At 54.4% G+C, this 11,431-nt stretch carries 12 protein-coding genes; 1 reads left to right on the forward strand and 11 read right to left on the reverse strand.

What is annotated here, in order from left to right:
- Window positions 1-7: 7 nt before the first annotated feature.
- The 11 genes from tssG to tssA form a co-directional block, all read right to left on the reverse strand.
- Window positions 8-1,015, reverse strand: a complete 1,008-nt coding sequence (gene tssG / locus JTJ32_RS25535) for a type VI secretion system baseplate subunit TssG (protein ID WP_004882977.1) — start codon at window positions 1,013-1,015, stop codon at window positions 8-10.
- Complete coding sequence (gene tssF, locus JTJ32_RS25540) at window positions 979-2,766, reverse strand: type VI secretion system baseplate subunit TssF (protein ID WP_210043699.1); 1,788 nt, start codon at window positions 2,764-2,766, stop codon at window positions 979-981. Before tssF ends, tssG begins: the two co-directional genes overlap by 37 nt.
- A gap of 72 nt (window positions 2,767-2,838) precedes the next feature.
- Window positions 2,839-3,447, reverse strand: a complete 609-nt coding sequence (locus JTJ32_RS26500) for a hypothetical protein (protein ID WP_236059469.1) — start codon at window positions 3,445-3,447, stop codon at window positions 2,839-2,841.
- 7 nt (window positions 3,448-3,454) lie between these two features.
- Window positions 3,455-3,985: a hypothetical protein gene (locus JTJ32_RS25550; RefSeq protein WP_236059471.1), complete on the reverse strand. Its 531-nt coding sequence runs from the start codon at window positions 3,983-3,985 to the stop codon at window positions 3,455-3,457.
- A 75-nt stretch (window positions 3,986-4,060) separates the two neighbouring features.
- On the reverse strand, window positions 4,061-4,462 hold the full coding sequence (locus tag JTJ32_RS25555) for a hypothetical protein (RefSeq protein WP_210043700.1): 402 nt from the start codon (window positions 4,460-4,462) through the stop codon (window positions 4,061-4,063).
- Window positions 4,463-4,464: 2 nt separating this feature from the next.
- Window positions 4,465-5,436, reverse strand: a complete 972-nt coding sequence (locus JTJ32_RS25560; protein WP_210043701.1) for a DUF6402 family protein — start codon at window positions 5,434-5,436, stop codon at window positions 4,465-4,467.
- A 10-nt stretch (window positions 5,437-5,446) separates the two neighbouring features.
- Window positions 5,447-5,971, reverse strand: coding sequence for a PAAR domain-containing protein (locus tag JTJ32_RS25565; RefSeq protein ID WP_210043702.1), 525 nt, complete (start codon window positions 5,969-5,971; stop codon window positions 5,447-5,449).
- Window positions 5,972-5,981: 10 nt separating this feature from the next.
- On the reverse strand, window positions 5,982-6,389 hold the full coding sequence (gene tssE / locus JTJ32_RS25570; RefSeq protein WP_003413694.1) for a type VI secretion system baseplate subunit TssE: 408 nt from the start codon (window positions 6,387-6,389) through the stop codon (window positions 5,982-5,984).
- A 13-nt stretch (window positions 6,390-6,402) separates the two neighbouring features.
- Complete coding sequence (gene tssC, locus JTJ32_RS25575; protein WP_004882972.1) at window positions 6,403-7,881, reverse strand: type VI secretion system contractile sheath large subunit; 1,479 nt, start codon at window positions 7,879-7,881, stop codon at window positions 6,403-6,405.
- Between the two features lie 28 nt (window positions 7,882-7,909).
- Window positions 7,910-8,416 (reverse strand): type VI secretion system contractile sheath small subunit, encoded by a 507-nt coding sequence (gene tssB, locus JTJ32_RS25580; RefSeq protein ID WP_004882971.1) that lies wholly within the window; start codon window positions 8,414-8,416, stop codon window positions 7,910-7,912.
- Between the two features lie 32 nt (window positions 8,417-8,448).
- Complete coding sequence (tssA, locus tag JTJ32_RS25585) at window positions 8,449-10,005, reverse strand: type VI secretion system protein TssA (protein ID WP_210043704.1); 1,557 nt, start codon at window positions 10,003-10,005, stop codon at window positions 8,449-8,451.
- Window positions 10,006-10,795: 790 nt separating this feature from the next.
- On the opposite strand from tssA, the gene JTJ32_RS25590 reads away from it, so the two are divergent.
- Window positions 10,796-11,314 (forward strand): Hcp family type VI secretion system effector, encoded by a 519-nt coding sequence (locus JTJ32_RS25590; protein ID WP_004882969.1) that lies wholly within the window; start codon window positions 10,796-10,798, stop codon window positions 11,312-11,314.
- Window positions 11,315-11,431: the final 117 nt, after the last annotated feature.

The raw sequence follows: 11,431 nt of genomic DNA on the forward strand, positions 1-11,431 counted from the left end.
TTGATCCTTAATGAATTTTGCTGCCCAAGGTCACCACGCCGTCCGCTTTCTCGCGGCCGAGCCAACTGGTCCATCCCAGGCGACAGGCGTTCTGTTCACCAATACGCAACTCGCGGATTTCTTCCTGGCGCAGAACCAGTCGAATGTCGTAGTCGAGCGGGTCACGCAACGTGAACCGCACCAGCGCGCACAGCGGTTGATAGCCGAAACCGATCGGCAGGAATTCGTGAAAGCGTTGCCAGTCCAGCTCGCGGATATGAATGCGAAACTTGCCGCTGCGGTCGCGCACGTGATCACCCAGCACCAGATCCTCACCGAGCATGCTGTTGGCACGCCCCAGGCGATTGCGCTGTTCGTCGAGAATTTCCACGCGGCGCTCGATGCATTGCTCGATGGTCAGTTCGGCGTGCTTGAAGTAATAACGCAGCACCGCTTCGATCAGCGCAGCCGAGTGCGCACGCAGGCTGAGCAGGCCCAGATAGGGCAACAGGCGTTTCCAGTTCAGCTCCTGAGCGCGCCGAATCTCTTCGCCGCCCAGGCCGATCAAGGCAAACAGTTGTGCCGAAAACGGATCGAGCGCGCCGCTTTCAAAACTGGCGCGGTAGCGATACTTTTTCCAGATCGGCAACATCAACCGTTGCAGGCGATGGTGGAACAGGTCGAGGAAGTTACGCGTCGGGTTGCCGTCTTCGCTGTCGCCCAGCGCCTGCTCGCCGTAGAACGCCGGCAGTGGCGAACCCGAACCGACCAGACCGATCAGGTTGAACTGCATACGCGCGCGCAAATGCCCGTGCTCGTGGAAAAACTCCACGCGACTGACGTCACTCGACGGGAAGCCAAGGCTCGGGTTGGCCTGAAACTCCAACTGGTCGTACAGGTCGTCTTCGCTCAGGTGCGGGTGTGCATCGCGCAGCCGGTCGACAACCAGCAGCACGGCCTGAAACAGCGAGTACTCTCGTATACCCAGGGTCAGCCCGCTTAAAGCAGGGGCTGGAGGCCCATACGTGGTGTCCATTGGTACACCTCTCCCTGTGTGCTTTTTACCCGCAGCTCGTGGTACGAATTGAGACTGGCGTAAAGCGCAAAAAACTCGTTGAGAACCGAAGCGAACACAAACATGTCGCCTTCGCCGATATAGCCTTCAGGGTCGATGGTCAGTTCGGTGCGCAGTCCGCGTACCGGCAACCCTCGGTGCAATCTGTCCACGTGTTTGTGCTTGATCGATTTCAAACCGCCCAGCAGGCGCTTGCTGACCTTCTCCGCATGCTGGTCGTAATAGCGCGGCAAATCGTAGGTTTCGAGAATCACCTTCAGCGCATTGACGTCGGCCAGCGACAGGTAGTTGAGCGACATGTTGCTGATCAGCTTCCAGAGGAAGTCACGGTTCAGCGGTGGCGCGAAGCTGGAGGTGGCTGGCGTGATGTTGCGGAAACTCAAAAACTCCGGCGTGTCTTCGCAGGCCTGGTTGATATCGCCCAGTTTGAGTTTGCGCGGCAGGTTCTGATTGGTGCACATCAATTCGATCGACAGGGTTTCATGTGCTTCGATGTGGCGAATACCGAAGCTCAGATAAGTGTCGAGACCGTCGTGCAACAACGAGGAACGCTGGCGAATGCTGTAGTGCGGACGGCTGTTGGGCACGTCGAAACTGGGATCGTGCTCGAAGGATTCGAATGGCACATAGTCCTGATAGCCGAGACCGCCTGGCTTCCAGCCAGTCACGGTTTCAACCGAGAACACACCGCAGGTTTCCAGATCGTACTCGGCGGGCAACAGCAGGTACTCGTCCTGCTTGCCATCGAGGCGGATTGGCAACGCGTCATGCTTGAACAGATTGACGATCGGTGTGCAATGCAGCTTCACGTTGTCCAGAGTGGGCCGCAGGCGCTGGATCCCGCTCTTGCGAATATCGAAACGCAACTCAACGCCGCGGACTTGCTTGAGTGTCTCTTCAGGTAACGCGTTAAGCAGATTCAGGCCATTGATATCGACGAACAGAAACTTGTCCTGAAACGCGAAGTATTCCTGCAAATAGCGGTAGCCGCGAAAGGTGTTCAGCGGATACGGGATCAAGGCTTCTTCTTCGGCAAACCCTACCGGTTGGACACGGTCGCCTGGCATCTTGAACGCCATCGGCGTGCCATTGACGCCATTGATGGGTTTGCCGGCACCGTCCAGAGGAATCAACTCGATGCCATCAAGGTTGCGCAACAAGCTCAGGTACAACATTTGGCTGATATAACGCTCGCCCGCGAAATGCAGACGCAAGCGGCTCAGCTCCAGCTCACCCAGATGGCCCTCAGCGCTCATCTCCAGACGCAGGCTCAGCAGCGAACCGCCGCCCTTGACCGAGTAATTCAGCGCCGTCAGGTCCAGAGCCTGAACCTCGGTCGGGTAGCACGTGCGGAAACGGCAGCGCACATCATTGATCGGCAGGCTCTCGACCGGCGTATCGCGTTCGACCATCAACGCAGGCCCCGAACGCTTCAACGGATCGAACTGCAAAATGCTGAACGCAGGCAACGGCCGCATGTAATTGGGCCACAGCAAATGCATCAACGAATGGCTGAGCTCCGGCAGCTCGTCATCCAGCTTCTGACGCAGCCGACCCGTCAGAAACGCAAAGCCCTCGAGTAACCGCTCCACATCCGGATCCCGCCCGGCCTGCCCCAGAAACGGCGCCAACGCAGGACTACGCTCGGCGAAGCGACGACCAAGCTGGCGCAGTGCAGTGAGTTCGCTTTGGTAGTAGTGGTTAAAGGACATGTCTGGCTGCCTGGGTATAGATTCGTTTGATGTGCGCTGAAGCTGCTGAGAGCACGACCATGGAAAAGAAATTCATTTGAGGTTCCGAGTGAGCCAGAACCTTTCGAACTGGTCAGCCACCACTATTGCCAGAGCAGTAAGCCCACCCGTCAAAGCGCTATAAGCTAACGCTCGAACAGGATAGAGCGGCAACAGATAAGCCAATATCAACACAACCATGAAAGCAACAACGCACCACTTGAAAAGCTGCCTTGGAATTACGGCAATCACTGCATTCGAAAAAACAAATAGAAAAAAAACCATGTACATGGCAATCCCAATGGAAGCGCCTCTAGAGGTCAGACCGCCAAAGATCGCTTTATAGAGCGAAATCCCATAATAATTAACAACGACATAAAGGACGCAGGAAAGAGCGTGTATGAGCAAGCTTCGCGCTATTCTGGCGATCATATTTTCCACGTTACATACCAATCCATAGGTCCTCGCCAAACAGGAGTTGCCGACGGCATAAAAATGCCTTGCAAGCCTTTTACTCTGGGACTCAGCGCATAAAATAAAATTGCTAATCATCGCAAAAATTCTTAATTTCGTCCGCAGATTCAGGACCACAGAGCCCTCTTCCACCAGAGAGAATCCGGAGAAAAAATAAGGACTGAAGGCAATTCCACCCAAGCGATTCACTGCGCTACTACTCCCCGATCACTTCATATGGAGTGTTGCTCACAAAAAAATTCAACCAATGCGGTTCCCACTTGAGAAACCTGAGAACGGAATGCTGATCACGCTTATAAAAATCAAGCCACACGATACCAGCAATCATTTCATCCTCATGGCTGCTCATGTCGAGCGAATTGCTCAAATACAGTGGGGAACGGAACGCTGCATTTGAATCCCTCTTATCCGTGATGCGCAGATACGAAAAATTCTCAAATGGCACAAGCAATCCCCGAGCTGACACACTTTCAACAAGATATTCATCCGTATTACTTACTACAAAGCTGCTGGCTTGACGGTGCTTGAGACTATTTATAGAACCTACGAACACACCAACGATGGCAATTAACAAACTCAAGAAGATTTTTAGCTTCTTAGAAACCATAATGTCTTCACCAACCCAAAGGCGCCGCAACGCAACGCCGAGGCATCGCCCTAGTGGGCGGTCGAACACATCACTGTCAGCAACTACGACTAAATCTCCTTTCAAATCCATCACTCTCATAATGACTGATCCTTCAATTCTTTAGCCGTAATCTCAACGCTCGCTTGATAAATTACTGCCATGTTCCGCGCCTGCTTACTCTTTATTGTCATTTAACACAGCGCACTCTGAAATATTCCAACCTTCATACCCGCTGGAAGTCGGATAAATCGCATGGCCGTTAACCCACCGCGAGCGCTCGTCAGTCGTAAATTCATTCTGCCAAAGCAGCCACTCAGACGACCTCAGCAGATCTCCTTTATTGGTATACACCCTAAAAAAAGCTTCGCTGGCGAACAATTTCACAAACTTCCCAACAACACCAAACCCCGAATACTGGGGAATATATGAGTTAATATAACAAGTTTTCGGGTCATTCCAGGTTGTTGAATACACTACGGCTGCAGAAGCAGCCCCTTGTTTAACATATAGCCAAGTTAAGCCTAAGGCGCAGAGCAAACAAACAACAAAGGCCAACGTCAACGATATTTTTCTCATGACTACTTAGATCCAGAGCGCGATAAATACTCATCGAAATCGATTGGACCAAGATGAATAACGAAAGATACGTCATACAACTTAACAGTCGTATAGACCATCAAATCACCGCCCTTATTATGTAGTTTCCTATAGCTATTAAAATGACCATTGGTAACTTTATAATATTCAACACCTGTTTTTTCAATTACTGCAGGTTCAGTGAAATAATCAATCGGGCCAGGTCGAATGACCCCCTCAGGCGACCAGTAGCCCAGCAACTGGTCATCCCCGACGTTTAGAAAGTCGTAGGTATCTCGAACATAAAGACCTATCTGTTCAACCTCGATTGCGGGAAATCCATTATCATTCTCGACAGTCCGAAATTTAGTGGCCGCGACTTTAATAACAAATGTTCCCAGTGCGCCGTATACGTCGTCTAACGCATCAGTTGCTTTCTCCCAGTCCGACGCCCCAAATCGGATAAGGTTAAACTGAGAGATATCTTCTAACTCAAGGGCGGTCTTATCACTGTAATCCAGATATGCGCCTTTAAGCTTTTTCGACTTTGCGTCTAACAGCCCAAGTCGCTGCAGCCGACTCATTAATACAACCAGCCCCCTCGACAGCTCATCAAGCGAGCCTTTTACTCTACCGGCACTTCCGTTAAACTCTGACGTAGAGGAAAACTCAGAAATATACTCATCAACTTTTGGCTTCACGCGATCCGACGCGGTAAACAGCCACTCGAACGGTATATCGGTGATTAGCTTTTCCGCACTCAAGGTACTCGCTGAAATATCGCCTTGTTTAACTGCCTTTGGAAGTTCATAAGGAGCACCGGCGAACCACTTGTTCATGACACGAGCGGAAACCGTCCAGCCCAACCTGGCCATAACCTTAGGGATTGAGGAAAGCGGAAACGTCTTGGCCTGAACGTTCTGGCCTTCTTTATTTTGAGCCGGCGTCAAGGGTGCGGCAATCGGTGCGTGCATAATACAAGCCTCAATAAATGGCGATGGAGCTTTGGGGCTCCAACAACAACGTGGCCCCTTCAGCAATCGAGGAGCCAATAATCGAGGTTTTACCTGCACCATCCGTAACACCGGTTATTTCTTTTCCTGAGTCAGTGCGGATTGTGTAAGCGCGATCCACAACCGGTTGACCTGTTTCCGGATCAGTCACAACAAAATGCTGGTTAAACGGCCACTGAATTTCCACCGGCAACGGCGTCACAAACGCCGCAGGCGTATGCGAATTACCAATAATCACCGTCCCGGAGCCGGCTGTTACCTTGTTGCCATGGGTCCCAACGGAGTCAACCGTGGCGGCCGGTTTTCCGTTGATCAGAACGGTTGTCGCCAAACCGCCCGACATCGCACCACCACATGCCGAGGCATCGCCTTGGCGGGCGGCCGGTAGGCCGTCGAAAAACACGTCGCCGGAACCAGCGACGATTGGATTGGTACCGTGGCCGGGGAGCGGGCAAGCCGTCGGGTCGGTGACGCGTGCTGCGGGTTTTCCGGACATAGGAATCTCCTTAGTTGACCTTCACTTGACCGCTACCATCCAGGCGAGCGGCGAAACTGACCTGACGCTTGAAACCCTCAACTTCCAACAGCCCTTCGATGCTGAAGGACAGGCGAAGCTGATCGTGATCACGCGGCAGGGAAATGACACGCACATTGCTCAGGCGCGGCTCGTAGGCTTCGATGAAGCTTTCGATGGCCAAACGGGCCTGACTCAGAGAGTCGTGCAGGCTCAGACGCATGTCATTGAGATCGGGTAGCCCGTAGTCGGACAGCGTTTGCACGCTGCCCGCACGGGTGCTGAGCATCTTGGCCAGATGGGCAGCCACGGACGCCGTGGCGGAAACCTCTCGGCTCCAGCTGACGCGTTTTTCCGCATCGCCATTCAGGCGTTCGAAAAGGCTGCCGTATCCAGTCATGAGTGAGCTCCGTTTACTCTTTGTCCAGCTTGCCAACCAGCGACAGGGTGAAATCAGCACCCATGTACTTGAAGTGCGGACGCACGTTCAGGCTGACGCGGTACCAGCCAGGCTCGCCTTCGACGTCGCTGACGGTGATCTGGGCGGCGCGCAACGGGCGACGACCACGCACTTCGGCGCTCGGGTTTTCCTGGTCGGCGACGTACTGACGGATCCACTTGTTCAGTTCCAGCTCGAGATCGGTACGCTCTTTCCACGAGCCGAGTTGCTCGCGCTGCAGCACTTTCAAGTAATGAGCCAGGCGGTTGACGATCATCATGTACGGCAGCTGGGTGCCCAGCTTGTAGTTCAGCTCTGCAGCCTTGCCTTCAGCGCTGTTGCCGAAGAACTTCGGCTTCTGCACGGAGCTGGCGGAGAAGAACGCCGCGTTGTCGCTGCCCTTACGCATGGTCAGCGAGATGAAGCCTTCCTCAGCCAGTTCGTATTCACGACGGTCGCTGACCAGAACCTCGGTAGGGATCTTGGTCTCGATTTCGCCCATGCTTTCGAAATGGTGCAACGGCAGGTCTTCAACCGCACCACCACTCTGCGGGCCGATGATGTTCGGGCACCAGCGGAACTTGGCGAAGCTGTCGGTCAGCTTGGTGCCGAACGCGTAAGCCGTGTTACCCCACAGATAATGCTCGTGGCTGTTGGCAACGGTTTCCTTGTACACGAACGATTTGACCGGGTTTTCTTCCGGATCGTACGGGTTGCGCAGCAGGAAACGCGGAACGGTCAGACCGACGTAACGGGAGTCTTCCGACTGGCGGAAGCTCTGCCATTTGGCGAACTGCGGGCCTTCGAAGTGATCTTTCAGATCTTTCAGGTCCGGCAGGCCGGTGAAGCTTTCCAGGCCGAAGAATTTCGGGCCGGCAGCAGCAATGAACGGTGCGTGAGACATGCAGGCTACGCTGGAGACGTACTGCATCAGTTTCACGTCCGGCGAGCTTGGGGACATGAAGTAGTTGGCGATGATCGCGCCAACCGGCTGACCACCGAACTGGCCGTATTCAGCGGTGTAGATATGCTTGTACAGGCCCGACTGCATCACTTCCGGCGAGTCTTCAAAGTCTTCCAGCAAGTCATCCTTGGAGACGTTGAGGATTTCGATTTTGATGTTTTCACGGAAGTTGGTGCGATCGACCAGCAACTGCAGACCACGCCACGACGATTCCAGAGACTGGAAGTCAGGGTGGTGCAGGATCTCATCCATCTGACGGCTGAGTTTGGCATCGATCTCGGCAATCATGCGGTCGACCATTGCCTTCTTGACCGGCTCGTTGCCGTTCTGCGGCTTGAGCAGTTCTTCGATGAAGGCCGATACACCACGCTTGGCGATGTCGTAGGCTTCGTCGTCACGCGTCAGGCTGGTCTGGGCGATGATGCTGTCGAGAATGCTTTGTTCGCCTGTCTCAACGTTTTTTTGCTTTGCTGTACTGTTGCTTGGCATGGGTTTGACTTCCTTGGCTGATAGGGACTCAGGCGTCCGGGGCTGGCTGCTTCAGGCCCAGTTCGCCCAATACGCGACCGCGGGATTCGTCGTCGGCGAGGACGCTTTCGATGGCTTTGCGGAACGCAGGCGCATTACCCAGCGGGCCTTTGAGCGCCACCAACGCATCGCGCAGTTCCATCAGCTTTTTCAGCTCCGGCACCTGTTCAACCAGGCTGGCCGGGTTGAAGTCTTTCATCGAGTTGACACGCAGCTTCACGGGCAGCTCTTCCGTTACGCCTTCTTCATCCTGAAGACGGTTCGGTACGTTCAGGGTCAGCTCCAGCTCCTGCTTGGCCAACACTTCGTCGAAGGTCATCTTGTCGATGCTGATCGGCTTGCGATCTTCAACTTTGCGCTCGTCCCTGCGATGGGTGTAATCACCGATTGCCAACAACTTCAGCGGCAGCTCGATCTCTTCCTGGTTACCGCCGGTAGCGGGTTTGAAAGTGACGTTGATGCGTTCCTTTGGGGCTACAGAGCCTTCTTTGGCCATGGCTTTTCTCCTTTCGGTTGTGGCCCTGGGGCCTATTCGAGTACCACTTCGAGGTCTAGGTGGCACAGCCTGCGATAAATCTCTTCCTTGCGTTCGCGCACTACATGGTTCTGCGGTAACAGCTCACAGCAGCTATGCAGCAGATGCAGTACTTCCAGTGCAAGATCGGGCTCCCATGCATGAAGGCCCGATTCCTGTAACGTCTGATCCAACGTCTCGAGTTGCGCCTTGGCCAGTTCGTATTTCTTGGCCACGAAGCACAGCCGGGCCAGGGCGAACTGCCAGAAAAATCGAGCGCGTCCGCCCTGCGCCTTTTGCAGCCCCTGCTTGAGAAGCTGCACGGCGGCTTTCAGGCCGTCCTTGCGCAGAATGGGCAGCGCCGCTTCGAGGGCTACTTCCCAGGCTGGCTGGGTATCGGCAATTTCGACCTTGCGCGGTGCGCTGTTGGTTTGCAGGTGCGGCATGACGCTTGCGGTTACCCATGCCCGGGTAGCCGGATCGGCAAAGGGTGTGCCGTCGTGATAGCGCAGTTCGATGATGCCGGGCAGGCGCTGAAGCAGGAGCGCAAAATGAATTTCCACCTCGCGCATGGCCATCTCGGCGTTCAGCCCTTGCAGGCATTCCCACGCCATTCGCTGGCCATCGAACCAGAATGGCGCCTTCGCCAGACTCGCTTCCAGCTCGACCAGAAGGTCGGCATATTTGGCCTGATCGTAGCGATCCTGATAGGCCTTGAGCTTGTCCGCAGGCAACCCGCGCAGAGCTGTGATCTGCTCGGCGTTTCGCTCGGGGATTGCATCGATCGGCAGCCATAACAGTGTGCGGTTGAGGCGCAAGGCTCGCAGATCGCTGGCTTTCTGTTTAAGCCACCAGGCACACAGAGGACGTGCGTTTTCCTGCTGTGCACGCAAGGCCTTGTGCGCTTCCTTTTCGTTATCGATAGGCGCGCCGGGCGTGAACAGCTGCGTGGCCGCCTGCTTGACCTGCGCCACCGCTGCACCAACCACGCCTGGCTCCGGCTGGTTGTCTGCCGCGCGCTGGACCATGCTTTTCAGACGGCGGGAAATCGGCAGTAATAATGGAGCGTCGTCACCCAGATGCTCGGTGCACGCTTTATCGAGGCCTTCAAGGTGTTCAACCAGACGCCGGAACATTGGCAACTGTTCTTTGATCGCGACGTTTTCGTTAAGCACCTGCTCGAGACGCGGCACCAGCCATCCGACGGCAGCGGCGCGCGTGCGGGCTTTTCTGGGATGAATATCAGCCCAGTGATGTTCGCAAAGGTGGTGCAGAACACCGAGTCCGGCCAACAGTCCTTGAAAGGACTCTCGCTGGTAGAGCGCCCACGCAAGCCATGCGCCTACGCGCAAGTCCTTGGACTGGGTGCGAAGCAGGCTCTCACTGTTTTCTCGAATTTTAAGCCAGTCGATCTGACCGGCTTCGTGCATGGACTGCGCTTTACCCAGCTCGCTTTCCAGTGCCTCGAACTCGACCGAAAAGCGCACATCCTCTCCCGCGAAGTTTTCAGCGGAAACAGGAACTTTGGCAAGTTCAAGGTAGTGGGCAGAAAGTTTGCTTGAGTAGGACATCCTTGACCTTTGATTACGACGACATCCGTTGGGCCATTAGAGGGTGCGATGGCATAAAGCGCCAAAAAGCCTCGACCACACGGCTGGCCGGTCGAGAGTCTTACGCTTTCAGAGGTCGGAATCTTACTCACGGAGATGGCCACTAGCAAGCATTCGATTAAATATCAAGAAGACGCGTTTTCATTTTCCGTAGGAAATTTCTTTTTATAACGAAAACGCATTGCCGAGCCGTCCGAACTGCAGCGTCGTAAACCGCCTGAAACCCACGTCACAGAGCCTTTTCAGCAGAAAATTCTGCTATAGGACGGCTTGGTAATGGAGTGGAAAAGTTGGGAAAAATAAATGCGAAGATTTCATAAAAAAAACAATAAGATCGTATGACATTCGTCATGAGAACTAGGTTTCAAACGACACCCAAAAAGATGCAATAAATTTTATAAACATTCTTATGGCTGGATTACACAACTACCACACGGAAGAATATCATATAGCCATCATGCGCAAAAAATGGCGCACCGTATCTGTGCATAACCTGTGGATACATCGCTACAGCCCTTATATAACGAAGCCTACAGGCTAGTGCGCAAGAAGTTGCGCAGTAGTGTGCAACTTCTTGCGCACATTCGGCGATATTTCCTACAAAATAAGCTTACTTTTCCTATGCTACGTGAGGTAACCGCCTGATTTACGGACACTGCCTGCAAGCTGGCATGAAGCTTGATATGTACAAGGCACCCTCCGGGCGATTTCGCCTCCGGGCACCTTCACTTATTCAGCAAGGAGCACCTCCATGGCTACGCCAGCGTACATGTCCATCACCGGCACCAAACAAGGCCTGATCACTGCCGGTGCCTTCACCGCTGATTCGGTCGGCAACACCTACCAGGAAGGTCACGAAGACCAGGTCATGGTTCAGGGCTTCAGCCACGAAGTCATTATCCCGCGTGACCCACAGTCCGGTCAGCCAACCGGTCAGCGCGTTCACAAGCCAGTCAAGATCACCAAGGTGTTCGACAAGTCCTCGCCACTGCTGCTGGCAGCACTGACTTCGGGCGAGCGCCTGACCGAAATCACCATTCAGTGGTACCGCACTTCGGCTGCCGGCACCCAGGAACACTACTTCACCACCAAACTTGAAGACGCGATCATCGTCGACATCAAGGACTACATGCACAACTGCCAGGACCCGGCGAACGCGCACTTCACTCACCTGGAAGATGTAGAGTTCACCTACCGCAAAATCACCTGGACCCACGAAGTATCCGGTACTTCGGGTTCCGATGACTGGCGTTCCCCGGTCGCCGGCTAAGTCGCGCCGACCGCTTCAAGCATCGGCCAGCTCTGCTGGTCGATGTTGTTTACGCGCCTCCAGAATTTCGCGTGTGCCGGGCCGCTTTATTTGAGCCTCGACGCGCGCAGCAGCACT

Source organism: Pseudomonas alliivorans, assembly GCF_017826695.1.
In the GTDB taxonomy this organism is placed as follows: domain Bacteria; phylum Pseudomonadota; class Gammaproteobacteria; order Pseudomonadales; family Pseudomonadaceae; genus Aquipseudomonas; species Aquipseudomonas alliivorans.

Bases quoted from the DNA above. Each gene is read 5' to 3' on its own strand.
- tssG (WP_004882977.1), bottom strand. From the start codon at position 1,015: ATGGACACCACGTATGGGCCTCCAGCCCCTGCTTTAAGCGGGCTGACC.
- tssF (WP_210043699.1), bottom strand. From the start codon at position 2,766: ATGTCCTTTAACCACTACTACCAAAGCGAACTCACTGCACTGCGCCAG.
- JTJ32_RS25550 (WP_236059471.1), bottom strand. From the start codon at position 3,985: ATGAGAGTGATGGATTTGAAAGGAGATTTAGTCGTAGTTGCTGACAGT.
- JTJ32_RS25555 (WP_210043700.1), bottom strand. From the start codon at position 4,462: ATGAGAAAAATATCGTTGACGTTGGCCTTTGTTGTTTGTTTGCTCTGC.
- JTJ32_RS25560 (WP_210043701.1), bottom strand. From the start codon at position 5,436: ATGCACGCACCGATTGCCGCACCCTTGACGCCGGCTCAAAATAAAGAA.
- JTJ32_RS25565 (WP_210043702.1), bottom strand. From the start codon at position 5,971: ATGTCCGGAAAACCCGCAGCACGCGTCACCGACCCGACGGCTTGCCCG.
- tssE (WP_003413694.1), bottom strand. From the start codon at position 6,389: ATGACTGGATACGGCAGCCTTTTCGAACGCCTGAATGGCGATGCGGAA.
- tssC (WP_004882972.1), bottom strand. From the start codon at position 7,881: ATGCCAAGCAACAGTACAGCAAAGCAAAAAAACGTTGAGACAGGCGAA.
- tssB (WP_004882971.1), bottom strand. From the start codon at position 8,416: ATGGCCAAAGAAGGCTCTGTAGCCCCAAAGGAACGCATCAACGTCACT.
- tssA (WP_210043704.1), bottom strand. From the start codon at position 10,005: ATGTCCTACTCAAGCAAACTTTCTGCCCACTACCTTGAACTTGCCAAA.
- JTJ32_RS25590 (WP_004882969.1), top strand. From the start codon at position 10,796: ATGGCTACGCCAGCGTACATGTCCATCACCGGCACCAAACAAGGCCTG.